This is a genomic window from Hoeflea algicola (genome assembly GCF_026619415.1).
Lineage (GTDB): Bacteria > Pseudomonadota > Alphaproteobacteria > Rhizobiales > Rhizobiaceae > Hoeflea > Hoeflea algicola.
On record NZ_JAOVZR010000001.1, the window covers coordinates 791,169 to 816,974 of the forward strand.

The window sequence follows — 25,806 nt, forward strand, 5'->3', positions numbered from 1 at the left end:
TGGAAACCCGTTCAGCCGAAGCGGCTGAGATAGGCATTCCAGACCGACGGGTTGCAGAAATTGCGCGGCTGCTTTCCCGCCAGAATGCGGGTTGCTTCCCAGACCACGCCCTGCCCCATGCGCAGCATGCTTTCTTCGGTGATGCCCGCCATATGCGGCGTGAGGATGACATTGCGCATGGCAATATAGGGATGGTCGGAGGGCAGCGGTTGCTGATTGAAAACATCGAGCACCGCGCCGCCAATCGATCTGGTCTGCAGTGCCTCGACGAGTGCCTGTTGCTGAACAACCGGGCCGCGCGCAACATTGACCAGGATTGCTCCGGGCCGCATACGCGCGAGTTGTTCGGCACCGATCATGCCACGTGTGTTCTCGTTGAGCGGACAGGCCAGCACCACCACATCACTGTTTGCAAGCGCTTCATCCAGACTTGCGGCCTGCGCACCATCCGGCAACGATTCCGGCCGGCTGGTAACGGCAAGCACCTTCATGCTGAACCCGCCATGGGCGATGCGGAACAGGGCGTTGCCTACATTGCCCATGCCGACGATGGCAATGGTACTGCCGCTCAACTCGCGCCCATGATCAGAATGCGCCCGCGCCCGCGCCCAACCCTGAGTGCGCAGATCGGCGCTGACTTCAGGATAGCGGCGCAGCAGCGCCAGCGATGACCAGATACAATGCTCGGCCACCGTGACGGCATTGACGCCCGGCACGTTGGCCACCAGCACACCGGCTTCGGTGGCAGCATCGAGCGGGATCATGTCGAGCCCTGCCCCGTGCCGGATCGCAGCGCGCAAGCCCTTTTCCCGGGCAAAGATTTCCGGCGCAATCGGCGCCCGCACGACGATGATCGATGCGCCTGCGCTTTGTTCCAGTATCGCTGCCGGTGACGGTTCGGAGGCGATCACCAGCGAACCCAGCGTCTGCAACTGCGCGGTAACTTCCGGGTGCAGTGAATGCGTCGAGAAGATGATTTCAGGCATGAGCCATCAGACCGCGACTGGAGGAGTTTCCGGCGTTGCGGCCTTCCACTCCTTGTTGTTGTCGAGAAGTTCGGTCCAGTAGCTCTGGGCGCGCCCCAGATGCGTGTTCATCAGCGCCTGCGCCAGAATGCTGTCACGACGGTACAGCGCATCGAAGATCTGCTGGTGTTCCTGGTGCGATTTGGCATTGCGTTCGGACTTGCCGAAATAGATCGGCATGCGCTGTTCACTGGCAGCGTAAAAACTTGAGCAGATCTTGTAAAACATCTCGTTCTGAGTAGCACGGACAATTTCGAGGTGAAACTCGCCATCAAGCCGGTGCAGGCCGAGCCCGTCGGCGATTTGCTGTTCCGAGCGCGCGAGAATATCGCGCAGCCGCTCCAGATTGTCCTCGGTGGCGCGTTGGGCCGCAAGCTCGGCTGCCTTGATCTCGTGGATCTTGCGCAATTCCACCGCTTCGAAAATCTGCCGCGGATTGAGTTGGACGCCGGCACGCGCCAAAAGTGCCATCGAACTGAGGCCGGCGGCATCGACCGTGAGGTAAATGCCGGACTTGGCGCGCCGTTCGATCAGCTGCATCGCTTCGAGAATTGCCAGCGATTCACGAACCTGCCCCCGGCTGACGCCGAAGTTTTCAGCGAGTTCCCGCTCCGAGGGCGCCTTGTCATTGTTGGCGCTGGCCACAGTAACGATGTGGGCGACAAGGTTGGGGAGGAAATCACTGTGCGAATTGTTCATGTCGGTCTTGCATATCTCTGCAGAATGGCTTCGTTCATGGTGAAACCGAGACCGGGTTTTTCGGGAATCTCGATCATCCCGTCGTGTGCCTGGACGGTGTCATCAATGATATCATGTATCATCGGGTTGGCGCCAAGGGAAAACTCGACCGTGAAGCTTGCAGGAGACGCGGCACAGACATGCAGGCCGGCAAAGAAGCAGGGAGCGCCGGCCCAAAGATGTGGCGCCAGTCGCAGATTGAATGCAGAGGCAATGGTGCCGATGCGCATGGCCTCGGTGATACCGCCACAAAAGGCTGGGTCAGGCTGGAAAATGTCTGCAGCACGCATCACCGCCAGATCACGGAAAGCAAACCGCGTCGCCTCACTCTCGCCGGTGGCGATCGGAACGTTAACCGACGCCCGTAGCTCGGCAATGCCGGCCTTGTCATCGGCGATGATCGGTTCTTCGAACCAGGCAAGGTCGCAATCGGCGACAAGGTGGGCGAATCGGCGGGCACCGGCAACGGTGAAGGTTCCGTGGGCATCGACTGCAAGTTCAATGTCCGGTCCAAGCGCTGCACGCGCTGCCTTGACCCGTTGTGCGGAGGCATGCGGCGAGGAATCCATCGCCCCTACCCGCATCTTCACCGCACGAAAGCCGCCAATGTCGATATAGGACTGAAGCTGTTCGCCGATCTTGTCTGCACTGGCCCAGCCGCCAGATGCATAAGCGGGCAGCCTTTCCGCCTTGCGGCCACCGAGCAGCTTCCACACCGGCTTGCCGTCGGCTTTGCCGAGAATATCCCACAAGGCGATGTCGATGGCGCTGATGGCCGAGACCGTCAGCCCGCGCCGCGCCATTTCCGGCATGGCATGGCCGGCCATTGCCGCCTTCTGGGCGCGAACGCCATTATAGAGTTCTTCCCAGATAAAAGTGATGTCGGTCGGGTCCCGCCCGATCAGGCGGGGCCCGAAATCTTCGTTGATGAGTTGAACCAGGGTCGCATAATTGCCTGAACTGCCGGCGGCGTTCTTGCCCTCACCCCAGCCGACAACACCATCGTCGGTTTCAATCCGCAGGATCGCGGCGTCAAACGTGCGCAACGTCCCAAAATCACTGGTGTGCTGCCGTGCTTCCTCGATGGGTATCTGAATCCACCGAGCGCGGACGGATTTGATTTTCATGGCAGGGCCCTCGCCCTCCGCAGGCGGCAATTGCCGCCCCGGAGGAACGCCTCATTCGGGTTACTTGATCAGCGGCAGCAGCGTTTCGGCGGTGATGCGCATCTGGTCCGAGTAGAATTCCTCGGTGAGCAGGCTGGATCCGTGATCCTGAATGAACTTCAACTGCTCGGGCGAGATGTCGACCGGGTTGCGTTCGACCATGTCGGGGTAGATTGCCGCGGGAGTGCGGTCGACAGGGGCAACAAACTCGTTGGTGAGCGCGCCGTCATAGCCGATTTCCTTGAGTGTTTCGACGATCTTGGGCCAGTTCAGATGGCCAAGGCCGGCGGCAAACCGGTTGTTGTCGGCAACGTGGAAATCGACCAGTCGCTTGCCCGCCAGACGAATGGCGTCATAGATGTTGGATTCTTCCATGTTGAGATGATAGGCGTCCAGGCAGACGCCGCAATCGGGATGCACTGCGTCGGCCAGCGCCAGCGCCTGAGCACAGCGATTGGTGACATAGGTCTCGAAGCGGTTCAGCGGCTCGATGCCGATCCTGACGCCAACTTTCTGGGAATGGGCGAAGCATTCCTTGGTCGCCTCGACCAGCCAGCCCCATTCTTCTTCCTCGGTTCCGTCGGGCAACACCTTGCCAACCGTGGCTGGTACCAGTGTCAGCACTTCGCCTTCCAATTCGCTGACCATGGTCAGTACGCTCTTGACGTAATCGACGGTGCGGGCACGCTGGCCCTCATCCCTTGCTGCAAGGTTGCGGTCGCCCAGCGTCAATGTCACCGCGCCCCAACACCGAATTCCGTGCTCCTTGAGAAGCGCGCGTGTTTCCTTGGTGTCATACTGGGTCGGTTCGCCGGAAATTTCGATGCTTTCATAGCCGAATTTCTTGATCCGGCGCAGCGTGACGTCGAGCGGTTCGGCGCGCATCCAGTTGTGAGTAGACAGGTGCATCTTAATCCTCCCTTGCAGCGGCCCTCTCCGACGCGCTGCCCGTTGCTTTCGTTCATTCTGGTTAGACCAATTAAGCTCAATTTCAATTCTAATCAAGACGTCGACGGGCGATTTTCAACGACCCCTCGCTGTTTTAATGGTTTTTTCCAGCAAATGGCCACTTGCGCACCGTCAGCAAACATGGTTGCGTTAATGATGGGATTATTTTGGTAATACCAGATTGCCGAAAAATGGAGACGGCACCATGAAAATCGGAATGAACATGTTCTTGTGGACGACCCATGTCGGCCGTGAGCACGAAGCACTGTTACGCGACATCAAGGCAACCGGTTTTGACGGTGTAGAAGTGCCGGTTTTCGAAGGTAGTAATGACCATTATAAAGAACTGGCCCGGATGCTTGATGATATCGGGTTGGAACGGACTGCTGTCGCGGCGATGGGCGACCCGTCGATGAACCTGATCGGCGACGCCACCGCAAGAGCCGGCGGCGTCGATTTCATGCACACGGCGCTTGATCGCACGCATGCGCTCGGCGCGACGCTGATTTGCGGCCCGCTACACTCGACACTGGGACATTTTTCCGGTGAAGGGCCTAATGCGGAAGAATTTGCCCGTTCAGCCGAATCGCAACGACTGATCGGCGATCATGCAGCAGGCCTCGGCATCACCGTGGCACTGGAAGCGCTCAACCGGTTCGAGTGCTATCTGCTCAACACCATGGATGGCCTTGCTGCGCATCTGGAACAGATCGATCATCCCAACATCCGGGCAATGTACGACACATTTCATGCCAATATCGAGGAAACCGACCCGATTGGCGCGCTGACGCGTAACGCCGGATGCGTGGCCCACATCCATATTTCCGAAAACGACCGCGGCGTGCCCGGACGCGGCAATATACCTTGGCGCGAAACCTATGCCGCAATCGCCGCGATCGGCTATGATGGATGGCTGACGATTGAAAGTTTTGGTCGCGGTCTGCCCGATCTGGCCGCGGCAACCAAAGTGTGGAGAGATTTTGCCGAAAGCCCGGAGGCGGTCTATCGAGACGGGTACCGGCACATTTCCACGTCACTCAAACAAGCCTAATCACATTGAATTCTGGAGGAGACAATCGATGAAAACGATCAAGGGCCCGGCCCTCTTTCTTGCGCAGTTTGCCGGCGATGAAGCACCGTTCAATTCCTGGGCGTCGATCACCAAATGGGCTGCCGATTGCGGCTACAAGGGCGTGCAGGTGCCAAGCTGGGACGGGCGGCTGATCGATCTTGAGAAAGCAGCGACATCGAAAGACTATTGCGACGAGTTCAAGGGCGTGGCGGCCGAGAACGGAATCGAGGTCACCGAACTTTCATCCCATCTGCAAGGCCAGCTTGTGGCCGTGCACCCGGCCTATGACGAAGGTTTTGACGGCTTTGCGGCACCGGAAGTGCGCGGCAACCCGAAGGCCCGTCAGGAATGGGCAGTCAAACAGGTCAAGATGGCACTGGATGCCTCCCGCAATATGGGAATCGGCGCGATGGCGAGCTTCTCTGGCGCGCTTGCCTGGCCCTACCTCTACCCCTTCCCGCAACGGCCGGCCGGGCTGGTCGAGACCGCTTTTGACGAACTGGCCAAGCGCTGGCGTCCGATTCTCGACCACGCCGAAGAACGCGGTGTCGATATCTGCTACGAAATCCATCCGAGCGAAGATCTGCATGACGGGATCACCTTCGAGATGTTCCTCGAGCGTGTCGGCAACCATGCGCGTTGCAATATGCTCTATGATCCGTCGCACTACCTGCTGCAGTGCCTCGACTACATCGACAACATCGATATCTACAAGGACCGGATCAAGATGTTCCACGTCAAGGACGCGGAATTCAATCCGACCGGGCGGCAGGGCGTCTATTCCGGCTACCAGTCCTGGGTGAATCGGGCTGGCCGGTTCCGGTCACTGGGTGACGGACAGGTTGATTTCGGGGCGATCTTCTCGAAAATGGCGGCCAATGATTTTGACGGTTGGGCCGTGGTCGAATGGGAATGCTGCCTCAAGCACCCAGAAGACGGTGCCCGTGAAGGCGCGCAATTCGTTTCTGACCACATCATCCGGGTCACCGAGCGTGCCTTTGACGATTTTGCCGATGGCGGCACCGATGAAGCTGGCAACCGGCGCATGCTCGGCATCGACTGAGCGGGAGGAAGACAATGGCAATCGAAGGTTCCACCAACAAGGCATCGCGCCGCATCCGGCTGGGTATGGTCGGCGGCGGACGCGATGCGTTCATCGGCGGTGTGCACCGCATCGCCTCGCGCATCGACGACCGCTATGAGTTGGTCGCCGGTGCATTTTCCTCCACGCCCGAGAAATCAAAGGCTTCGGCTGCCGATCTCGGTGTGGCCGAGGACCGCGCCTATGGCGATTACGTGGAAATGGCCAAGCGTGAAGCGCGGCTGAAAAACGGCATCGAAGCGGTGTCGATCGTCACACCGAACCACATGCACTTCCCAGTCGCACGCGAGTTCCTCAAGCGCGGCATCCACGTCATCTGCGACAAGCCACTGACCTCGACGCTGGCCGATGCGCGCAAGTTGGCCAAAGTGGCCGAGGCATCGGGCGCGCTGTTCGTGCTGACCCACAACTACACCGGCTATCCGATGATGCGGCAGGCGCGCGACATGATCGCCAAGGGAGAGCTCGGCACAATCCGGCTGGTGCAGGTCGAATACGCCCAGGACTGGCTGTCGGAAAAGCTCGAGGACACAGGGCAGAAACAGGCCGGCTGGCGTACCGACCCGGCACGCTCGGGCATTGGCGGTTCGACCGGCGATATCGGTACCCACGCCTTCAACCTGGCAAGCTTTGTTTCCGGGCTGGAACTCGAATCCCTGTGCGCTGACCTCGATTCGTTCGTCGAAGGCCGTCAACTTGATGACAACGGCCATGTGCTGATGCGGTTTTCGGGCGGTGCCAAGGGCATGCTCTGGTGTTCCCAGGTGGCGCCGGGCAACGAGAACGCGCTCAAACTGCGGATCTATGGCGACAAGGGCGGACTGGAATGGGCGCAGGAAGATCCGAACTACCTTTGGTATGCGCCGCTGGGTGAACCGAAGCGGTTGCTGACCCGCAATGGTGCCGGTGCCACCGAGGCCAGCCAGCGTTTAAGCCGCATCCCCGGTGGCCATCCGGAAGGCTATCTGGAAGGCTTTGCCAATATCTACAGCGAGGCCGCTGAAGCCATCATCGCGCACCGCGACGGCAAGCCCGCGCCCGAGGGGGTGATGTTTCCGGGCATCGAAGAGGGACTGGCGGGCGTCGCCTTCGTGACCGCGTGCGTGGAATCATCACGCCGCGACAGCGTCTGGGTCAAATTCGGCAACTATATGCGCCGCTAACAGGCAACGGCCGCGCGGGATGTCTCGCGCGGCCAGCATTTTGACCACGATTGGAGACGCCCAATACTCAGCCTAACACAGGACAAAACCTGTTCATCAAGTTGGTTGAGCCGGCGTGGACGCGCCGTCCCTGTGCCAGGTGCCGGAGGGAACGGACAGCGAGCTTCAACACCGATCGAGGCCCGTCGCGCTCGAACTGATTGACTTGGGTGACAAGCATTACATGCACCAAATCAAAAGGAGGTCTGGATTCTCTGGTTGAGCGTGCGGTGCCTCAGGCTGCGGTGATATGTTTGACCGACCACATCACGGCTTCTTCGATGCGGGCCTTGGCGCGGACAACCTCGACCGATTGTCCAAGCGTGTTGAGCAAATCGATAAACTCCTGGCCACGTTCCTTGACTTCATGAACCTGCGCAGATTCATGCATGCTCAAGGAACGATACGCCATACCTACCCGATCTGTGTCGTCCAAGCTCATGTAATTGCCTCCGTTTGGTGTTGAAAACATCTGACTTACAAGCTTACACCTAAATGCCATCCTGTTTAGAATGCATTGGAATCCAATCTGTCAAATTTCTTGGGTGAATATTCGTGAACCATCGTGGGTCGCGAAGTATTTCGGGATGTATCTATTCATAATAACCTGTTTTTCTCGAATAACCGGCGGAATTTCATGAAACCACCGGGTCATTTTTAAGTTCCAAGAAAGCAACACGAAAAGCCGCGGGTTTGCTGGCATCTGTCTGCCTCCCCGCACAAAATCAAATGGTGACGGATCACTGGAAAGCGCGCTTGGAACTGGCTGCGCAGGTGCTTCACGGACAAATCCGAGCCAACGGAACTCGACTAGAAATTTCACGGATTGTCCCGGTAGGGTATTGATGATGTTTGGTTATTCAGATCCCTGGCAAAACACCATAGCTGCAACATGCGTTCGCGACGCCGAAACCGAAATCCGGGTGATAACGGTCGTGTAAACTAACCCGCCGCTTGAAACGGCGGGTTAGTTTACACTCTGACACTCAACCCATTGAAGCCTAGCCCGCAAGATCTGCCAGATGGGTCATCACCACGGCCGCACCTGTCAGCCGCTTCTCCGGCGTCGGCAGATCACGGATGAACACCACGCTCTGGTCGGGCCTGATCTTGGCCAGATTGCCCTGCTTGGAAATGTGCTGCACCAGCGCACCGGGATTGGCGAATTCCTTGTTGCGGAACTGGACCACAACACCCTTCGGCCCGGCGTCAAGTTTTTCGACATTGGCCTTGCGACACAGCGCCTTGATGAAGACGATTTTGAGCAGATGCTGGACCTCGAGCGGCAGCGGTCCGAACCGGTCGATCATTTCGGCCCCAAAGCCGTCGATGTCGGCCACGTCGGTGATGTCGCCCAGCCGCCGGTAGAGCCCCAACCGCAAATGCAAATCCGGCACGTACTCTTCCGGGATCATCACCGGGGTGCCGACGGTGATCTGCGGCGACCAGCCAGTGTCGATATTGGCGTCCTCGCCGCGGACTTCGGCCACCGCCTCCTCCAGCATGTGCTGGTAGAGTTCGAAACCGACTTCCTTGATGTGGCCGGATTGTTCTTCACCGAGCAGATTGCCGGCACCCCGAATATCAAGATCGTGGCTGGCGAGCTGGAAGCCAGCGCCCAGTGTGTCGAGCGACTGCAGCACTTTCAGACGCTTGTCGGCGGTTGCCGTCAGCATCTTGTTGACCGGCAGCGTGAACAGCGCAAACGCGCGCACCTTGGAGCGACCGACCCGGCCGCGCAACTGGTAGAGCTGGGCCAGACCGAACATGTCGGCCCGGTGCACGATCAGCGTATTGGCGGTCGGGACATCGAGACCCGATTCAACGATCGTCGTCGACAAGAGCACATCATATTGCCCGTCATAAAACGCGTTCATGATGTCGTCGAGCTCGCCGGCAGCCATCTGGCCGTGGGCCACGGCAAACTTCAGTTCGGGGACATCAGAACGCAGGAAGGCTGCGACATCCTCGAGGTCCGCCAGGCGCGGACAGACGTAAAAACTCTGCCCGCCACGATAGTGTTCGCGCATCAGCGTTTCGCGCACCGTGACCGGATCAAACGGCGAGATGAAGGTTCGTACCGCCATCCGGTCCACCGGTGGTGTGGTGATCAGCGAGAGTTCCCTCACCCCGGTCATCGCCAGTTGCAGGGTGCGCGGGATCGGCGTCGCCGACAGCGTCAGCACGTGCACGTCGCTTTTCAGCTCCTTCAGCCGCTCCTTGTGCTTGACCCCGAAGTGCTGCTCCTCATCGATGATCAGCAGTCCCAGATTGGCAAAGGTAATCGAGGATCCAAGCAGCGCGTGGGTGCCGACGACAATATCGGTCTTGCCCGACATCAGTTCCGCCTTGGTCAAAGCCAGCTCCTTGGCGCCGACCAGCCGCGAGGCCTGGGCGATGCGAACAGGGTAGCCGCGCAGGCGGTCGGTAAAGGTCTTGAAATGTTGCCTTGCCAACAGCGTGGTCGGCACCACCACCGCCACCTGAACCCCGTTCATGGCGGCGATGAAGGCCGCGCGCAACGCCACTTCGGTCTTGCCGAAGCCGACATCGCCGCAAATCAACCTGTCCATCGGCTGGCCGGCGGCCAGGTCGTCGCGCACGCGATCGATCGCCGCCATCTGGTCTTCGGTCTCGTCATAGGGGAAGCGGGCCGAAAATTCATCGTAAAGCCCCTCTGGTGCGGCAAGTGCGGGGGCCGCGCGCATGTGCCGCTCTGCGGCAATGCGGATCAGCCCCTCGGCCATGTCGAGCAACCGCTTTTTCAGCTTGGCCTTGCGTGACTGCCAGGCAAGGCCGCCCAGTCTGTCGAGCTGCACCTGGGCACTGTCGGAGCCGTAGCGGGTCAACAACTCGATGTTTTCGACCGGCAGGAACAGTTTGGCGTCGCTGGCGTAATGCAGTTCCAGACAGGCATGCGGCGCCCCGGCCGCCTCAATCGTGCGCAAGCCGACGAACTGGCCGATGCCGTGTTCGGCATGCACCACGTAATCACCCTCGTCGAGCCCGGAGACTTCGGAGATGTAGTCGGCGCCGCGGCGCTTGCGCTTGGCGCGCCGCACCAGCCGGTCGCCGAGCACATCCTGTTCGCCGATAACGACGAGATCATCAATCTCGTAGCCGCCTTCGATGGCAAGCACGGCTGCTGCGGCTTCGCCTGGCTTGAGCCGGTCCAGCTCGGCATGATTGTGGATCCGGACTACCCGCTTGAGCCCGTGCTCCTCAGTCACCTGCAGCAACCGGTCAAGCGAGCCTTCGGTCCAGGCGGTGATCAGGACCTTGTGTCCCTGTTCGCGTTTTTTGCCCACATGGTCGACCAGTTTGGCAAACAGGTTGACGCGCTCACCTTCGGGCGATTTGTCCGCTTCGGCGTCCTTGGCCCAGCGCGGGCCGGTGGCAGTGGCAAGTTCGATGACGCGGCGCGCCGCAGTCTCGGGTTCGTTGAATGGGGTGAGCCGTATGGAATTGAGCTGATCGAGCCGCGCCAGCAGATCGGGCGTTTCGAGATAGAGCTGGTCCGGTTCGATCGCCTTGTAGGGCGTCGCCTGCACGCCCCTGTCCTTTTCGATTGATTGCGCGGCAAGCCGTGCCTCGTAGTGATCGACAATCTGCGCCCGGCGCTCACTTGCGGCCTCGGCCAGCATATGGTCGCCCGATATCCGCAGTCCGGTGAGATAATCGAACACGGTTGCCATTTCGTCATGAAACAGCGGCAGCCAATGCTCCATGCCGGGATAGCGCCGGCCTTCGGAGATCGCCACATAGAGCGCATCGTCACGGTTCGCGGCACCAAACTTGGCAAGATAATTGCGGCGAAACCGGCTGATGGTCTCGGGCTCCAGCGTCACCTCGCTCATGGCGTTGAGCGAGAATTCCTTGGCCGTTGTGGTGGTACGCTGCGAGGCCGGGTCGAAATGACGAATGCTTTCAAGCGTGTCGCCGAAGAAATCGAGCCGCACCGGTTCGTCGGCGCCGGGGACGAAGACATCCAGAATACCGCCGCGGACGGCAAATTCGCCAACCTCGCGGACCGTATCCATCCGCTCGAACCCCTGTTGCGCCAGGCGTCCGGCGAGATCTTCCATTTTCAACCTGTGGCCGGCCCGCGCCGACAGCCCCAGGCTTGAAACCACAGATTTGGGCGGCACCCGTTGCAACATCGCATTGACGGTAACCAGCACGATCGCCGGATGCGGCGCCTCGGCAAAGTGCGCGAGCGCCGAAAGTGCTGCCAGCCTGCGGGCCGAAACGTCGGCGCCCGGCGACACCCGGTCATAGGGAAGGCAATCCCAACCCGGCAGCGTCAGCACCGGGATGTTGGGCGCAAAAAACGCCAGGTTCTGCTCGAGATCGGCCATTCGCTGGCCATCCGAGATGATATGCGCAAGCGGTCCGGCGGCGCGCGCAATCTCGGCCAGCGCCAGCGCATCCATGCCTTGGGGTACACCCGACAGCGTGACCGGCGTCGCCGCGTTGGCGATCTTGTCAACCGGAATGAGTGATTTCATGATGCAGGCGCCTGCCCTTCAGTGGGGTCAACGCGCGGTTCGAAATCCGGTACATAGGCGCGCATCCGCTCAAACAGCGGTAGCCGGAACTGCTCCGGCGTCTCCGCTTCGCCAGTCACCCATTTCAGGATGTCGGCGTCTTCCTCGGCCATGATCAGTTCCAACTGGTCAAGTTCGGTCTTGTCCAGCGTACCAATCTCAGCGTCCGCGAAGCCGCCGATGACCAGATCCATTTCACGGATACCCCGGCGCCATGCCCGCACCAGGATGCGGCGACGTCTTGGATCAAGGTCGGCGCTCGAACGTGTTGTTCCGGTCATGGATCAGCCTTTTTTGGTTATCCGGTTTCCATATCCTGTCGCTGCGCAATTGTCAGCCTTGCCTTTGGTTCAAAATTACCGTTCTTCTCATCCCATGCGACCGCTCGATCTCGATCCCCTGTTCAAACCCGTTTCAAGCCTGCCCGGAATCGGCCCCAAACTTGCCGAAGCATTGGCGCGCGTGACCGGCCGCGACGGCCCGGACGATACCCGCGCGTTGGATCTGCTGCTGTTGCCGCCGCACGGGCTGATCGACCGCGCCATGCGTTCGGGAATTACCGAATCTCCCGAAGGCGTTATTGCCACGCTTAAAGTTCGCGTCGATCGCCATCAACCTTCGCCGCCCGGCCGCAGATCAGCGCCCTACCGGGTCTATGTGCATGATGAGACGGGCGAATTGGCGCTGACCTTTTTCCATGCCAAGCAGGCATGGCTCGAAAAACTGTTGCCCGTGGGGGAAACCGTGCTGGTCAGCGGCAAGGTCGAATGGTTCAACGGCAGGCCTTCCATGGTTCATCCCGATCATATCGTCGGGGAGGCCGACGCCGCCAGCTTGCCGCTGATCGAGCCGGTCTATCCGCTGACCGCCGGCCTGTCGCCAAAAGTGCTATGCCGGTCGATTGAGGCCAGTCTCGATTTGTTGCCAGAGCTGCCCGAATGGGCCGATCCGCACCTGGTGACAAAGAACAATTTTCCCGGGTTTGCCGAATCTGTCAGGCACCTCCATCACCCCCAAAGCGCGCTCGATATCGAGCCGCAGACCCCTGCACGGCGGCGACTTGCCTATGACGAATTGCTGGCCGGGCAATTATCCCTGGCGTTGGTCCGCCAAACCCTGCGCAGGCTGCCGGGTCATCCGGTCAAGGCCGAAGGAAGACTGCGCCAAGCGGTGCTCGAGGCCTTGCCGTTTTCGCTGACCGGCAGCCAGCAGACCGCGGTCACGGAAATTCTTACCGACATGGCCGGCTCGGACCGCATGCTGCGCTTGCTGCAAGGTGATGTCGGCTCTGGCAAGACCGCCGTCGCCATGCTGGCCATGGCCGATGCGGTCGAGGCCGGCGGCCAGGCAGTACTGATGGCGCCAACTGAAATTCTCGCCCGGCAGCATTTTGCAACCATCGAGAAAATGGCCGAAGCAGCAGGCATCAACGTCGTGGTGCTGACGGCGCGGGCCAAGGGCCGTGAACGCACGGAATTGCTGGAGCAGATCGCCAGCGGCGCCGCGCAAATAGTCATTGGCACCCATGCGCTGTTTCAGGAATCGGTGGTTTACGCCAATCTCTCCCTCGCCGTGGTTGACGAGCAACACCGTTTCGGCGTGCATCAGCGGTTGCGGCTGACCGCCAAGGGCACCGCACCGCACATGCTGGTGATGACCGCCACGCCGATTCCGCGCACCCTGGTGTTGTCTGCCTTTGGCGACATGGATGTTTCCAAACTGACGGAAAAACCCGCTGGCCGGCAGCCGATCACCACGGTCACCATTCCCGGTGAGCGCATTGAGGAGATCGTGGCGCGGCTGAAAAAAGCCCTGTTAGACGGCAAGAAGGCTTACTGGATCTGCCCGCTGGTTGAGGATTCCGACGAGAGCGATCTGATGTCGGTCGAAACACGCCACGCTAGCCTCGCCGAAGCGCTTGGCCCGGAGCTGGCGCCGCTGGTGGCGCTGGTTCACGGCCGCATGAGCCCTGCTGAAAAAGACCAGGCAATGAGCGCCTTCAAGGCCGGACAGACCCGGTTGCTTGTCGCCACAACGGTAATCGAGGTCGGGGTCGACGTCCCCGACGCCACCATCATGGTGATCGAACATGCTGAACGTTTCGGCCTTGCCCAATTGCACCAGTTGCGCGGTCGGGTCGGGCGAGGCGAAGGCGCATCAAGCTGCATCTTGCTTTACCACGGACCGCTTGGCGACACAGCAGGTGCCCGTCTGCAGGTGCTGCGCGAGACCGAGGACGGATTTCGCATAGCCGAAGAGGATCTCAAATTGCGGGGTGAAGGCGAGGTGCTCGGCACACGTCAATCCGGTCTGCCAGGCTTCAGGCTCGCCAATCTGGCCGTTCATGCTGACCTGCTCGAAATCGCCCGCACCGACGCCCGTAACGTGCTGGAACACGATCCGACGCTCTCCGGACCCCGCGGCGACGCGCTCAGGATGTTGCTCTATCTGATGCGGCGCGACGAGGCGATCCGTTTCCTCAGAGCCGGCTGAGCCACCTCAGTTGCCGGTCGATCTGGTTTCAGGCTTGGACTTGATCGGCAGTATTTTGGGATAATCAGGCGATACGAGCCCGGCCGAAATCACCATCTTGGCCGCCTCTTCAACGCTCATGTCGAGAATCAGTACATCTTCGCTGGGCACGAACAGCAAAAAACCCGATGTCGGGTTGGGCGTGGTCGGCAGGAACACCGACATCGATTCCCCGACAGGCAGCCGTTCCCTGACTTCCCCCTTGGTTTCGGTGGCAATGAAGACGATCGACCAAAGGCCCTGGCGCGGATACTGGATCAGCCCCGCCTGCTTGAACGATCCGCTCTGCTCGGCGAGAACCGTCTGGAAAATCTGCTTGAGGCCCTTGTAGAGGCTGCGCACCAGCGGCATCCGATCGAGCAGCATTTCGCCGACGGAAATGACGGAACGACCGACGAGATTGGCCGTGAGGAACCCGATCAGGGTGATCAGGAACAGCGCCATCAGCAACCCGAAACCGGGAACCGTGAACGGCAGATAGTAATCCGGGTTGTAGACCAGCGGGATATAAGGTTTCACCCAGCCATCGACCCACAGGATAAACGACCAGGTGAGGTAGGCGGTAATCGCGATCGGAGCCACGATGATCATGCCGGTAAGGAAATATGTCCTCAGCCGCATTCCCGGGCCCTGCCGCTTCGGCTTCTCAATCATCGTCAATCATATCCCTTTGTCGCGACGCGCAAAGACGCATCCCTCGCCAATATATAGGGATCGCTTGCCGGCTTCGGCAAGCTCAGTTCGGTTTGCGCCTATTCGACGGTCACGGATTTGGCGAGATTGCGCGGCTGATCGACATCGGTACCCATGAAAACCGCAGTGTGATAGGCGATCAACTGGACTGGCAACGCGTAAAGAATCGGCGCCACGATCTCGTCAACAACCGGCAACACAATTGTCGCCATGGTTTCAAGCGTGGTTGCCGCTGCACCTTTTTCATCGGTGATCAGGATGATCTGGCCGCCGCGCGCAGCCACTTCCTGCATGTTCGAAACGGTCTTCTCGAAATGCCGGTCATGCGGGGCGATCACGATCACTGGCATGTTTTCATCAATCAACGCGATCGGGCCATGCTTGAGTTCGCCTGCCGCATAGCCCTCGGCATGAATATAGGAGATTTCCTTGAGCTTGAGCGCACCCTCCAGCGCCAGCGGGAAGCTGGTGCCACGGCCGAGATAAAGCACGTCCTTGAACCGCGAGAGTTCCCGCGACAGCATTTCGATCTGCGGCTGCACCGCATGGAAAACCTCGTTGGAAAGACGCGGCAACTCGACCAGCGCCTGCACCATTGCAGCCTCATCTTCGCTTGAAAGCGTACCGCGGGCACGCCCCGCGATCATCGCCAGCGCCGCCAGCACCGAAAGCTGGCAGGTGAACGCCTTGGTCGAGGCGACCCCGATCTCCGGTCCGGCAAGCGTCGGGAACACGGCGTTGGATTCACGCGCGATGGTCGACTCGCGGACATTGACAACGGCGCCAATCGTCAGCCCGTTGTCACGACAATAGCGCAGCGACGCCAGTGTGTCGGCGGTTTCACCCGATTGCGAAATGAACAGCGCCGCCATCTTGCCCGACAACGGAATCTCGCGATAACGGAACTCCGAAGCTACGTCGATTTCGACCGGCAATCGGGCAAAGCGCTCGAACCAGTATTTGCCGATCAACCCGGCATAATAGGCGGTGCCGCAGGCCGACATCGCCAACCGATCGAGATTGGCGAAATCAATCTGGCTGCTGTCGAGCTTGACCCGGCCTTCGGCAAAATCGATGTAATGGCTGAGGGTATGGGAGACCACTTCGGGTTGCTCGTAGATCTCCTTTTCCATGAAATGGCGGTGGTTGCCCTTGTCGACCACATAGACCCCGCCCTGCGAAATCTGGCTGCTGCGCTCGACCAGAGCGCCATCATGGTCGTAGATCTCGGCGCTATCGCGGGTGATAACGGCCCAGTCGCCATCATCAAGATAGGTGATTTCGTCGGTAAACGGCGCCAGCGCAATGGCGTCGGACCCCAGAAACATCTCACCATCGCCATGCCCGATAGCCAGCGGTGGACCGGAGCGTGCGCCCATGATCATGTCCGGCTGGTCTTCAAACAGTATGGCCAGGGCATAGGCGCCCTCAAGCCTGCCCAGCGTCTTTTGCATGGCTTCACGCGGCGACAGGCCCTGGGAGCGGTAGGCAGTGAGCAATTGTGCCACCACTTCGGTGTCAGTCTGGCTGTGAAAAACCGCGCCATTGGCGATCAACTCGGCTCTGAGCGGCGTGAAATTTTCGATAATGCCATTATGCACCACGGCAACGCCCTGGCTGAAATGCGGATGTGCATTGGCCTCTGTCGGCGCGCCATGGGTCGCCCAGCGGGTGTGGCCAATGCCGATATGCCCTGCCAGCGGATGTTCGCCGAGCCTTGTGTCGAGATTGATCAGCTTGCCTTCGGCGCGGCGGCGCTCAAGCTTGCCATTATGAATGGTAGCGACACCGGCTGAATCGTAGCCGCGGTATTCGAGCCGTTTCAACGCGTCCACCAACAGCGGGGCGACTTCACGCTTTCCGACGATCCCGACTATGCCACACATATGATTCTCCCGATTGGTACGATGCTCAAGTTCTTACGCAGCCGGTCTGGCCGGCGCCAGCAGCAGAGCCATGGGATCTGCTCAATTTTGATGACACGAAGTAACCTGTTGCATGAGCGCTTTCAGTTCTTTGTACTATTCTTGTGCGCCTTGAACGCGGCGATCCTCTCACGAAGTACATGCGCCCGCCCCGGCTTGTTCTCCTGCCGAGCCCGCGCAATTGCCAGCGCATCCTCCGGCACATCATTGGTTACCACGCTGCCGGAGCCCACATAGGCGCCGTTGCCGATCTTGACCGGCGCCACCAGCGACGAATTCGAACCGATGAAACTACCTTCGCCAATCTCCGTCAGGTGCTTGTTCAGCCCGTCATAATTGCAGGTAATCGTGCCTGCGCCGATATTGGCGCCAGCACCGATCACGGCATCGCCGATATAGGTCAAGTGATTGACCTTGGCCCCTACTCCGACCCTCGCCTTCTTGATCTCGCAGAAGTTTCCGACCTTGGCCCGTTCGGCAAGCTCGGTCCCTGGACGCAGACGCGCAAAGGGGCCGATTGTTGCGCCTTCTCCGACGACAGCGCCTTCAAGGTGACTGAATGCATGGATCGTGGCTCCGGCGCCGACCGTGACGCCAGGACCGAACCAGACACTGGGTTCGATTGTCACGTCGGTGCCAAATTCGGTGTCGTAGGAAAGAAACACGCTGCCGGGATCGATCATGGAAACGCCCGACATCATCGCCGCATGCCGCGCCCGGGCCTGCCAGACCTGCTCGATATCAGCCAGTTCGGGACGGGTGTTGCAGCCCATCATGTCCGCCTCGGGGGCTTCGATGGCAACGCATTTGAGACCGCGCGCCCGGGCAATCTCGACAATATCGGTAAGATAGAATTCACCCTTGGCGTTATCATTTCCGATCGCTTCAAGCAGGCTGATCGCCTCGCCGCCGGAAAAGGTGATGATTCCGCCGTTGCAGAAGTCGATCGCGCGTTCCTCGACGGTGGCTTCCTTGTGCTCCCGAATCGCCACCAGGGCGCCATCGCGCTCGATCAGGCGGCCATAACCGGTCGGGTCAGCCGCGCGGAAGCCGAGCACTACCACATCGGCGCCTTTACCGCGTTCGGTGATCGCAGCCTTCAAGCTTTCCGGATCGATCAGCGGCGCGTCGCCATAGAGCACGACGACATCGTCAAACCCTTCGGCGATGATATCGCGTGCCATCAGCACCGCGTGACCGGTGCCCTTGCGTTCGGTCTGTTCGACAGCGCTCACCGGAATGGCTACCTCGTTGCTGGCAGCTTTGGTGACGGCTTCGGCGTCTCGCCCCACCACCAGCGCAACCTTGTCGACGCCGGCAGCTGCCGCCGCATGGGTGACATGCGCGATCAACGGCAGATTGCCAACCGTGTGCAACACCTTGGACTTGGATGACTTCATCCGTGTTGCATCGCCAGCCGCAAGTACGACAGCTAGACATGTCCGGGCCATTCAACACCTCTTCTTCGATTCGCGCTCATACACTTGGCTGTGGCTATAGCATCGCAACAGGAAAAATTCTCTTTCCCCAATACACTGTCCTGATATGCAAGCACCATGACCACTGCAATGACACAGACACGAAATTCTTTCATCACACGGTATTTTCCGCTGACGGTGATGATTCTCACCCCGTTGTTCTTTTCATCAAACCTGATTTTCGGCCGCGCGGCGATTTCCCAGGTGGCGCCATTCACGCTGGCATTTTTGCGCTGGAGCGCTGCGGCGATGGTATTGGCGCCGTTCGTCTGGATGGCACGCGACCGGGTCCGCGTCTATCTCGCCAACGAGCCTGTGCATTGGCTGACGATGGGTTTTCTCGGGATGTGGGTTTGTGGTGCGGGTGTCTATTATGCGCTGCAATTTACCACGGCCACCAATGGCACGCTGATCTACACCACCTCGCCGTTGATGGTGATCGTGCTTGAAAGGCTGTTTTTCGGCCGCGCCACCCGCTGGCGCGAATTGCTGGGAATCATCGTCGGCTTTCTGGGCGTGGCCATCATCGTGCTCAAGGGAGATCTGATCGGGCTTGCCAGTTTCTCCGCCAACGACGGCGACCTCATGTTCATTGCCGCCGCCTTCTCCTGGGCGCTCTATTCGGTTTTGCTCAAGGGGCGTCGAACCGATGGTCTCCCGGTATCTGCTCTGTTTGGAACGATTACCGTCGCTGGAGCGCTGCTACTGGCTCCGTTCGCCTTCTGGGAATGGCAGAGCGGCGCGCATATGCCCGTCACCATCTCGGCCTGGGGCAGCATCGCCGGCATCGTGCTGTTTTCATCGCTGCTGGCGTTTTCGGGGTTTCAGTATGGTGTCGCCCGCCTCGGCGCCTCGACCGCCAGCGTGTTCATGTACCTGCTGCCGGTCTATGGCGTTGGCCTCGCTGTGCTGGTTCTGGGTGAACCGTTCCATACCTATCACGCGGTTGGCATCGCCACCGTGCTCGGCGGGCTGGTGTTGGCCACGGCACCCGGTGGTCGCCGCTGAGGTCTGCCAAGTGTCGCCGGGCTCAGCCGATTCGCCCAAGCGCCGGAAAAGTCTCGAGCATCCAGTAAGACATGGTCGCCATGCCGCCGGTCAGAAACAGGATGCCGGTCACCACCAACAACCCGCCGGTGATTTTCTCAACCGTGCCGAGATGCTTGCGGAATTTGTGCGCGAACCGCATGAACCGTTCGGAAAACAGCGCCGCGATCCAGAACGGCACCGCCAGCCCGACCGAATAGGCTGCCAGCAGCAGCGCGCCTGAACTGACCGTGTCGCGGGATGCCGCCACGCCCAGCACTGCGCCAAGTACCGGGCCGATGCACGGGGTCCAGCCAAAGGCAAAAGCCAACCCCATGACATAGGCGCCCGACAGGGTTGCGGGTTTGCCGCCACCTGAGAACCGCGCTTCCCGCGCTAGAAAGCCAATCCGGAACAAGCCCAGGAAATGCAGTCCCATAATAATGATGATGACGCCGCCAATTTGCGCCAGCAACTCGATGTTTTGACGCAGGATACCACCGATCGATGACGCGCCGGCGCCCAGCGCCACGAACACGGTGGCAAAGCCGAGCGTGAAGAACAGCGACGCATAAAACACCGCACGCCGGGTCTCGGAGATCCGGGCATTGGCGCCTGCACCGCGAAAATCCTCGACCGAAACGCCTGCCATGTAGCACAGATAGGGCGGCACCAGCGGCAGCACGCAGGGCGAAAGAAACGATAACGCACCGGCAAGCAGAACGGTGAGAAGCGGGATGTCGGCAATGGTCACGACGGGCTGGATCCTCGTTCAAGACAGATGGCGACCCGGGATCGGCCGCGTTTGGCAAAGCAGCATCGAAGCGACGCTATTGGTCGGCCCCTTCTTTAGCCCCGTCATTAATAACGCGCCAGTCACGTTTTAGAGCGTGCGGCGTCATGACTACCTCGCGCACATCGCATCGAAATCGATTACCTTGCCTGCCTCTTTCCGGATGCTGGCAGACCGCTTGGACGGGCGCCAAAAAAACCACCTTGGCGCGACGGTTTTGCTGTTGACCATGGCCCCATGCCTGCCTATGTTCCGCGCCACTCACGCCAGTCGCATTGCACTGCGGTCAGGGCATGGGAGCGCGTAGCTCAGCTGGTAGAGCAACTGACTTTTAATCAGTAGGTCTCGGGTTCGAACCCCGACGCGCTCACCATTGAAATCAAATTGTTTTCAGAGTGTTAGCCCCCAATCAATAGCATTTACATCAGGCGCACAATCCCGCGCATTGTCCGGACACCGCGAGCCGTTGTTCTCACAGGTGCGGTGTAGTACGAGTGGTTCGTGGTGCCCCTGCCCCACAGTTTGGCGCGGTCCATCTCCCTTCGCTCTCCAAAAAGAGACGCTGGGTTCGTCAAATGAGAATAGCCGCAGCCCGTGCGCCATTCTACCAATAGACGATCAACAAAATGCTTATGAGACTCTCGGGAGGAGCACAGATATGAGAACTCGCACCACGACACGGTTGCTGGCCGCAGCAGGATTAGCAATTGGCGTTTCACTGGCCGGCGTCGCGGCGTCCTGGGCCGCTGATGTTACCCTCAAGGTGACCGCACAGCTTCCTGCCTCGCATCCGACCACGTCCAATCTCATGGAATTCAAGAAGATCGTCGAGGAGAAATCCGGCGGCGAGATCACGGTCGAAATTTACGATTCGGCGCAATTGTACAAGGACAGCGAAGTGCCGCAGGCGGTCTCCTCTGGCGCGGTCGACATGGGCACCGCTTCGCTGACCCGTTTTGCCGGCACCATTCCGGCAGTCGATTTCTTCTATGTCCCGTTCAGCTTGCCCTCGCTCGAAGCCGTCGAGAAGGCCACCGCGCCGGGCAGCGAAATCCGTAACCTGCTTGATGGCGCCATTGCCGAAACCGGCGCCAAGGTGCTGTGGTGGCAGGCCGTTGGCGGCGCTGTCGTCATGAGCAACAAGCCGGTTCACATGCCCGAAGACCTCAAGGGCATGAAGGTCCGCGTGTTCGGCAAGACCCTGGGCAATTTCGTTGAATTGCTGGGCGGCGCACCTGCCCTGATTTCCGGCTCCGAGCAGTTCCTCGCCTATCAGCGCGGCACTGTCGATGCAGGCATGTCATCGGCAGCCGGCGTGACATCGCGCAAGATCTACGAGGTGCTTGATCACCTTACCGTCACCAACCACGCCGATGTGGAATTCGTGGTGCTGATCAACCAGGGCGTTTGGGACGGCCTCAGCGACGCCCACAAGAAGATCGTCGACGAAGCAGGCAAGCAGGTGGAAAAAAGCCTGCGTGACGACGTCAACCGCAAGGAAATCGAGGCGATCGACTTCGTCAAGAACCAGACCAAGATGGAAGTCATCACGCTTGATGACGATCAACTGGCCGCCTGGAAAAAGGCGTCCGCGCCGATGATCGATCAATACATCGAAAGCTCGGGCGATCTCGGCCGCAAGGTTGTGGAAGCCTCGAAAGCACTCCAGTAGAGTACGGTTTCTGGCGCTGGCCTTTCCGGGCCGGCGCCATTAATGTCCAGTCAGGGCGATCGCTCGATGTTCAGTAAAATCACCGGTTATTTCGCCATCGTCGCCAGCGCGCTTTTCGTCGCGATCGGGGTGATGATCAGTTACGAAGTGGTTATGCGTTACGTCTTCCTCGCGCCCACCAGTTGGACCGAGGAGATGGCGCGGTTCTTCCTGATCTGGGCGGTCTACATGTCGGCCGCGCACCTGCTTCACACGCGGGAACTGATTTCAATCACCGTGCTGCAAGAGCGGATGTCGCCACGCTTGAGGCTGGCCAGCGAGATGCTCGCGCTGGTGTGGATTGCCGCCTTCAGCGTCGTTGCCGTCTATTATGGCGTGGTGACCGTCAATGAGAGCATCGAAGTCGGTCGCAAAACCGCCTCCATGTTGTCGGTGCCGCAATGGCTCACCGAAATATCCATTCCAATCGGCTTCACACTGCTTTTCATTCAGTGCCTGATCGAGGCGAGAGCTTTGCTTCGTGACGGCCAACCGCACCGGAACGTCGACCGGAATTGGGAAGATACCATCTAGATGACCGCGTTCCTGATCATCCTTTCGCTGTTTGGTGTCCTGCTGATCGGCATACCCATCGCTTTTGCCCTTGGCGGCATGGGCGCGGTGCTGATCATCCTTGATGGTCTCAACCCGATCATCGTCACCCAGGCACTCTACAGTTCAGTCGATTCCTTCATCCTGCTGGCGGTGCCGTTGTTTCTGCTGATGTCCAACATCCTGCTCAAGGGTGGCGTCGGCCGTGACCTGTTTGCGGCCGTTCAAAGCTGGGTCGGGCATTGGCCCGGCGGACTGGCCGTGGCGACCGTTATTTCCTGCGCCATCTTTGCCGCGATCTCCGGCAGTTCGATTGCCACCGCGGCGACGATTGCCACCGTGGCGATCCCGGAAATGACGTCGCGCGGCTACCAGCGCCCGTTCGTACTCGGACTGCTTGCTGCCGGCGGCACGCTCGGCATCCTGATCCCGCCATCGGTACCGCTGATCGTTTATGGCGTGCTCACCGAACAAAGCATTGTTTCGCTGTTTCTGGCCGGTGTGGCTCCGGGGCTGTTGCTAGCCGCACTTTTCATCGGCTTTTCCATGCTCTACGCGGCTTACACCAAGGCTTTCGATCCGCTGCCCAAGGCAAGCTGGGATGAACGCAAGCAAGCCAGCATCCGGGCCTTGCCCAGTGTAGGCCTGGCGCTGATCATCTTCATCGGTCTCTATGGTGGTGTATTCACCCCGACCGAGGCCGCCGGCGTCGGTTTCGTGCTCGCCATCATCATCACCGCGCTGATGCTGCGCACGCTGACCTGGAAACTTTTCGGCGAAGCAGTGATCGGATCGATGCGGACCACCGTGACAATCTTTCTCATTGTCGCCGGCGCCAAGATCTTTGCCAAGGCAATTACGCTGTACCGGATCCCCCACGAGATCTCCGGACTGATCATCGACAATTTCGACCAGGTCGGCTCCTTCATCTTCGTTGTCTGCATCGCGCTGCTGATTCTCGGCTTCTTCCTCGAATCGCTGTCGATGCTGCTGATCGTGGTGCCGGTGCTGTTCCCCGCGCTCCTGAGCATGGGCATCGACCCGATCTGGTTCGGAATAGTGTTCATGCTGATGATCGAGATCGCGCTGATCACCCCGCCGGTGGGGCTCAACCTGTTCGTAATACAGGCGGTCGGCAAGGCCAGTCTTGGTGAGGTCACCAAGGGCGTGCTGCCGTTCCTGGCGATCATGCTGCTGACGGTCTACCTGATCTACCTGTTTCCGCAGATCGTGCTGTTCATCCCGTTTGGCTAATCCCGGTGGGTTGAAGCATTCGACCAGACGGGACACAGCATTCACCAATCGAGACTTGCCGATCTCGTCGGCTATATCCGAGTTTCAATCAGGCCGCTGCAGCACCGGTTCCAGCTTGGAACAATGTCTGCAACCGGCTTCGGAACGGTCCCAACGGTTTGCCTGCACATGTCGCCGCTATCCTCCCAAGCGCGGCGTCTGTGCAGGTGACCGGAAGTCCGGTCCGGCTGTTTACGCAAGCAAAGTGAGACCATCGTGAGCGTCCATACGACATCCAAGAAGATCACCTCCCAGCATATTCGCGCCCGCAAAGGCGGCGAACCTATCGTCGGCCTGACCGCCTATACCGCCTCGATGGCCAAGGCGATGGACGCGATTGTCGATTTCATTCTGGTTGGCGATTCGCTGGCTATGACGATCTACGGAGAAGACTCCACGGTGGGCGTCGATCTCGACACCATGATCCGTCATGGCAGGGCCGTGGTGCGTGCCACCAGCCATGCCTGCGTCGTGGTCGATCTGCCGTTTGGCGACTATCAGGCAAGCCCCGAGCAGGCTTTCATGAGCGCCGCCCGGATACTGCGGGAAACGGGATGTGACGCGGTCAAGCTCGAAGGTGGCATCGAAATGGCCGAGACCGTGGCCTTCCTGTCGGCACGCGGCGTGCCGGTAATGGGCCATATCGGACTGACGCCGCAATCGATTAACACGATGGGAGGCTTCAAGACCCAGGGCAAGGACGAAGTCGCCGTCCAGGAACTGATCGCCGCGGCCAAATCAATGGAAAATGCCGGTTGCTTCGCACTGGTGGTCGAAGGCGTGGTTGAATCAGCCTCGGAAAAGATCAACCAGGTGATGTCGATCCCCACCATCGGCATCGGCGCCTCGGTGGATTGCGATGGACAAATCCTGGTGGTCGATGACGTCATCGGCCTGTTCGAGGATTTCAAACCCAAATTCGTCAAGCGCTATGCACAGGTGATGCCGACCATTCGCGAAGCCATCGAGACTTTTGCGGCCGAAGTACGCACCCGGCAGTTTCCGTCTGCCGATCATGTCTTTGGCCGACCCAAGGGGTGATTAATGGACCGCATTGAGATCACTGAAGTCGGACTGCGTGACGGCCTGCAGAGTGAAAAGCCGTTCTTTGCAACCGCCGACAAGGTTGATCTTGGCAACCGCCTCATCGCCGTCGGCTTGCGCAGGCTGGAAGCCACCTCGTTTGTCTCGCCCAGGGCCGTGCCGCAACTTGCCGACGCCGAGGCGGTGATCGCCGGGATCAATCCTGCAGACGGGTTAGTGCTCGAGGCGCTGGTTCCCAACGAACGCGGCGCTGCGCGAGCCACGGCCACAAATGTCAATGTCTGGGTGGCTTTCGCCTCCGCCAGTGAGAGCCACTCGCTGGCCAATTCCAACGCCAATGTCGATACCGCACTGGAGCGCATCAAACCGCTCGTAGAGCTGGCGAAATCGGCTGGCGCAGAACTCTATGGTTCGGTGGCTGTGGCCTATGACTGCCCGTTCGAGGGACAGGTTGGAACCGCCCAGGTGCTCAAGCTCGCAAAAGCCTATCACGCCATGGGAGTACGGGTTCTCAAGCTCGGCGACACCATCGGCTCCGCGTCACCGCGGCGGGTTCGGGAGTTGGTAACGAGCCTCAACGCCGAATTGCCGGACATGCAGCTTATTTTGCATTTTCACGACACCCGCGGCATGGGGCTCGCCAACGTCATGGCCGGTCTGGAAGCTGGTGTCAGCCGCTATGAAAGCGCCATCGGCGGTCTCGGCGGTTGCCCCTTTGCACCCGGCGCCTCAGGCAACATTTCGACCGAGGATCTGGTGCATCTCCTGCATCTGGAAGGCCTGTCGACCGGTATCGATCTGTCAGCGCTGATTGCGGTCGGCAAGTCGATTGAAACCAAGCTCGGCCGCCCACTTCCCGCGCGTTTGTTACGCTCCGAACCGGTCGGAACCCTTTATGATCTGAATGCCGCGGTTCGTGCGTCCGGCTGACCCAACCCGTCCGCGCAGCCCGCAGCCGG

The 25,806-nt window shown here is 59.8% G+C and carries 22 protein-coding genes and 1 tRNA gene; 11 read left to right on the forward strand and 12 right to left on the reverse strand.

Translation table 11 applies throughout. The annotated features are described in order from the left end of the window. Nucleotides 1–11 precede the first annotated feature (11 nt). The 4 genes from OEG84_RS03965 to OEG84_RS03980 are packed head-to-tail and all read right to left on the reverse strand — an operon-like array spanning nucleotide 12 to nucleotide 3,838. Nucleotides 12–986: an NAD(P)-dependent oxidoreductase gene (locus OEG84_RS03965; protein ID WP_267652529.1), complete on the reverse strand. Its 975-nt coding sequence runs from the start codon at nucleotides 984–986 to the stop codon at nucleotides 12–14. A gap of 6 nt (nucleotides 987–992) precedes the next feature. Then, entirely contained in the window at nucleotides 993–1,724 is a 732-nt protein-coding gene (locus tag OEG84_RS03970) for a FadR/GntR family transcriptional regulator (protein ID WP_267652530.1), read from the reverse strand. After that, the gene (locus OEG84_RS03975) at nucleotides 1,721–2,890 is read right to left on the reverse strand and encodes a mandelate racemase/muconate lactonizing enzyme family protein (RefSeq protein ID WP_267652531.1); all 1,170 of its coding nucleotides are present in this window, start codon (nucleotides 2,888–2,890) and stop codon (nucleotides 1,721–1,723) included. The genes OEG84_RS03970 and OEG84_RS03975 overlap by 4 nt, the downstream gene beginning before the upstream one ends. Nucleotides 2,891–2,950: 60 nt before the next feature. Then, a complete protein-coding gene (locus OEG84_RS03980; RefSeq protein WP_267652532.1) occupies nucleotides 2,951–3,838 on the reverse strand; it encodes a sugar phosphate isomerase/epimerase family protein in 888 nt (295 codons plus the stop codon). A 244-nt stretch (nucleotides 3,839–4,082) separates the two neighbouring features. On the opposite strand from OEG84_RS03980, the gene OEG84_RS03985 reads away from it, so the two are divergent. From OEG84_RS03985 to OEG84_RS03995, 3 genes are read left to right on the forward strand one after another with little or no spacing between them, the layout of a single operon-like run. Continuing rightward, a complete protein-coding gene (locus OEG84_RS03985; RefSeq protein WP_267652533.1) occupies nucleotides 4,083–4,928 on the forward strand; it encodes a sugar phosphate isomerase/epimerase family protein in 846 nt (281 codons plus the stop codon). A 28-nt stretch (nucleotides 4,929–4,956) separates the two neighbouring features. Further along, a complete protein-coding gene (locus OEG84_RS03990) occupies nucleotides 4,957–6,012 on the forward strand; it encodes a sugar phosphate isomerase/epimerase family protein (protein WP_267652534.1) in 1,056 nt (351 codons plus the stop codon). A gap of 14 nt (nucleotides 6,013–6,026) precedes the next feature. Beyond that, nucleotides 6,027–7,214 (forward strand): Gfo/Idh/MocA family protein, encoded by a 1,188-nt coding sequence (locus OEG84_RS03995; RefSeq protein WP_267652535.1) that lies wholly within the window; start codon nucleotides 6,027–6,029, stop codon nucleotides 7,212–7,214. 274 nt (nucleotides 7,215–7,488) lie between these two features. Here OEG84_RS03995 and OEG84_RS04000 read toward each other — a convergent pair whose 3' ends face one another. From OEG84_RS04000 to OEG84_RS04015, 4 genes are all read right to left on the reverse strand, one after another. Then, nucleotides 7,489–7,695, reverse strand: coding sequence for an Acb2/Tad1 domain-containing protein (locus OEG84_RS04000; RefSeq protein WP_267652536.1), 207 nt, complete (start codon nucleotides 7,693–7,695; stop codon nucleotides 7,489–7,491). Between the two features lie 90 nt (nucleotides 7,696–7,785). Beyond that, nucleotides 7,786–8,076 (reverse strand): hypothetical protein, encoded by a 291-nt coding sequence (locus OEG84_RS04005; RefSeq protein ID WP_267652537.1) that lies wholly within the window; start codon nucleotides 8,074–8,076, stop codon nucleotides 7,786–7,788. A gap of 178 nt (nucleotides 8,077–8,254) precedes the next feature. Continuing rightward, nucleotides 8,255–11,761 (reverse strand): transcription-repair coupling factor, encoded by a 3,507-nt coding sequence (gene mfd / locus OEG84_RS04010; RefSeq protein WP_267652538.1) that lies wholly within the window; start codon nucleotides 11,759–11,761, stop codon nucleotides 8,255–8,257. Further along, nucleotides 11,758–12,081 (reverse strand): succinate dehydrogenase assembly factor 2, encoded by a 324-nt coding sequence (locus OEG84_RS04015; protein WP_267652539.1) that lies wholly within the window; start codon nucleotides 12,079–12,081, stop codon nucleotides 11,758–11,760. Before OEG84_RS04015 ends, mfd begins: the two co-directional genes overlap by 4 nt. Nucleotides 12,082–12,175: 94 nt before the next feature. Between OEG84_RS04015 and recG the strand changes: the two genes are divergently transcribed. Then, on the forward strand, nucleotides 12,176–14,293 hold the full coding sequence (recG, locus tag OEG84_RS04020; protein WP_267652540.1) for an ATP-dependent DNA helicase RecG: 2,118 nt from the start codon (nucleotides 12,176–12,178) through the stop codon (nucleotides 14,291–14,293). Nucleotides 14,294–14,299: 6 nt separating this feature from the next. On the opposite strand, the gene OEG84_RS04025 is transcribed toward recG, so the two are convergent. From OEG84_RS04025 to glmU, 3 genes are all read right to left on the reverse strand, one after another. Next, entirely contained in the window at nucleotides 14,300–14,953 is a 654-nt protein-coding gene (locus tag OEG84_RS04025; RefSeq protein ID WP_267652541.1) for a DUF502 domain-containing protein, read from the reverse strand. A gap of 131 nt (nucleotides 14,954–15,084) precedes the next feature. Beyond that, nucleotides 15,085–16,911 (reverse strand): glutamine--fructose-6-phosphate transaminase (isomerizing), encoded by a 1,827-nt coding sequence (gene glmS / locus OEG84_RS04030; protein ID WP_267652542.1) that lies wholly within the window; start codon nucleotides 16,909–16,911, stop codon nucleotides 15,085–15,087. A gap of 122 nt (nucleotides 16,912–17,033) precedes the next feature. Then, a complete protein-coding gene (glmU, locus tag OEG84_RS04035) occupies nucleotides 17,034–18,401 on the reverse strand; it encodes a bifunctional UDP-N-acetylglucosamine diphosphorylase/glucosamine-1-phosphate N-acetyltransferase GlmU (protein WP_267652543.1) in 1,368 nt (455 codons plus the stop codon). Nucleotides 18,402–18,506: 105 nt separating this feature from the next. Between glmU and OEG84_RS04040 the strand changes: the two genes are divergently transcribed. Further along, entirely contained in the window at nucleotides 18,507–19,436 is a 930-nt protein-coding gene (locus OEG84_RS04040) for a DMT family transporter (protein WP_267652544.1), read from the forward strand. 22 nt (nucleotides 19,437–19,458) lie between these two features. Here the strand turns inward: OEG84_RS04040 and OEG84_RS04045 are convergent, their stop codons facing one another. Then, complete coding sequence (locus tag OEG84_RS04045; RefSeq protein WP_267652545.1) at nucleotides 19,459–20,208, reverse strand: cytochrome c biogenesis CcdA family protein; 750 nt, start codon at nucleotides 20,206–20,208, stop codon at nucleotides 19,459–19,461. Nucleotides 20,209–20,544: 336 nt separating this feature from the next. Here OEG84_RS04045 and OEG84_RS04050 point away from each other — a divergent pair. The 6 genes from OEG84_RS04050 (at nucleotide 20,545) to OEG84_RS04075 (ending at nucleotide 25,777) form a co-directional block, all read left to right on the forward strand. Beyond that, nucleotides 20,545–20,620 (forward strand) — tRNA-Lys (locus OEG84_RS04050). A gap of 285 nt (nucleotides 20,621–20,905) precedes the next feature. Then, nucleotides 20,906–21,919, forward strand: a complete 1,014-nt coding sequence (locus OEG84_RS04055; protein ID WP_267652546.1) for a TRAP transporter substrate-binding protein — start codon at nucleotides 20,906–20,908, stop codon at nucleotides 21,917–21,919. Between the two features lie 66 nt (nucleotides 21,920–21,985). Next, nucleotides 21,986–22,492 (forward strand): TRAP transporter small permease, encoded by a 507-nt coding sequence (locus OEG84_RS04060; RefSeq protein ID WP_267652547.1) that lies wholly within the window; start codon nucleotides 21,986–21,988, stop codon nucleotides 22,490–22,492. Beyond that, nucleotides 22,493–23,764: a TRAP transporter large permease gene (locus tag OEG84_RS04065; protein ID WP_267652548.1), complete on the forward strand. Its 1,272-nt coding sequence runs from the start codon at nucleotides 22,493–22,495 to the stop codon at nucleotides 23,762–23,764. Between the two features lie 255 nt (nucleotides 23,765–24,019). Beyond that, entirely contained in the window at nucleotides 24,020–24,844 is an 825-nt protein-coding gene (panB, locus tag OEG84_RS04070) for a 3-methyl-2-oxobutanoate hydroxymethyltransferase (RefSeq protein ID WP_267652549.1), read from the forward strand. 3 nt (nucleotides 24,845–24,847) lie between these two features. Then, nucleotides 24,848–25,777, forward strand: coding sequence for a hydroxymethylglutaryl-CoA lyase (locus OEG84_RS04075; RefSeq protein ID WP_267652550.1), 930 nt, complete (start codon nucleotides 24,848–24,850; stop codon nucleotides 25,775–25,777). Nucleotides 25,778–25,806: the final 29 nt, after the last annotated feature.

Bases quoted from the DNA above. Each gene is read 5' to 3' on its own strand.
- OEG84_RS03965 (WP_267652529.1), bottom strand. From the start codon at position 986: ATGCCTGAAATCATCTTCTCGACGCATTCACTGCACCCGGAAGTTACC.
- OEG84_RS03970 (WP_267652530.1), bottom strand. From the start codon at position 1,724: ATGAACAATTCGCACAGTGATTTCCTCCCCAACCTTGTCGCCCACATC.
- OEG84_RS03975 (WP_267652531.1), bottom strand. From the start codon at position 2,890: ATGAAAATCAAATCCGTCCGCGCTCGGTGGATTCAGATACCCATCGAG.
- OEG84_RS03980 (WP_267652532.1), bottom strand. From the start codon at position 3,838: ATGCACCTGTCTACTCACAACTGGATGCGCGCCGAACCGCTCGACGTC.
- OEG84_RS03985 (WP_267652533.1), top strand. From the start codon at position 4,083: ATGAAAATCGGAATGAACATGTTCTTGTGGACGACCCATGTCGGCCGT.
- OEG84_RS03990 (WP_267652534.1), top strand. From the start codon at position 4,957: ATGAAAACGATCAAGGGCCCGGCCCTCTTTCTTGCGCAGTTTGCCGGC.
- OEG84_RS03995 (WP_267652535.1), top strand. From the start codon at position 6,027: ATGGCAATCGAAGGTTCCACCAACAAGGCATCGCGCCGCATCCGGCTG.
- OEG84_RS04000 (WP_267652536.1), bottom strand. From the start codon at position 7,695: ATGAGCTTGGACGACACAGATCGGGTAGGTATGGCGTATCGTTCCTTG.
- mfd (WP_267652538.1), bottom strand. From the start codon at position 11,761: ATGAAATCACTCATTCCGGTTGACAAGATCGCCAACGCGGCGACGCCG.
- OEG84_RS04015 (WP_267652539.1), bottom strand. From the start codon at position 12,081: ATGACCGGAACAACACGTTCGAGCGCCGACCTTGATCCAAGACGTCGC.
- recG (WP_267652540.1), top strand. From the start codon at position 12,176: ATGCGACCGCTCGATCTCGATCCCCTGTTCAAACCCGTTTCAAGCCTG.
- OEG84_RS04025 (WP_267652541.1), bottom strand. From the start codon at position 14,953: ATGCGGCTGAGGACATATTTCCTTACCGGCATGATCATCGTGGCTCCG.
- glmS (WP_267652542.1), bottom strand. From the start codon at position 16,911: ATGTGTGGCATAGTCGGGATCGTCGGAAAGCGTGAAGTCGCCCCGCTG.
- glmU (WP_267652543.1), bottom strand. From the start codon at position 18,401: ATGGCCCGGACATGTCTAGCTGTCGTACTTGCGGCTGGCGATGCAACA.
- OEG84_RS04040 (WP_267652544.1), top strand. From the start codon at position 18,507: ATGACCACTGCAATGACACAGACACGAAATTCTTTCATCACACGGTAT.
- OEG84_RS04055 (WP_267652546.1), top strand. From the start codon at position 20,906: ATGAGAACTCGCACCACGACACGGTTGCTGGCCGCAGCAGGATTAGCA.
- OEG84_RS04060 (WP_267652547.1), top strand. From the start codon at position 21,986: ATGTTCAGTAAAATCACCGGTTATTTCGCCATCGTCGCCAGCGCGCTT.
- OEG84_RS04065 (WP_267652548.1), top strand. From the start codon at position 22,493: ATGACCGCGTTCCTGATCATCCTTTCGCTGTTTGGTGTCCTGCTGATC.
- OEG84_RS04075 (WP_267652550.1), top strand. From the start codon at position 24,848: ATGGACCGCATTGAGATCACTGAAGTCGGACTGCGTGACGGCCTGCAG.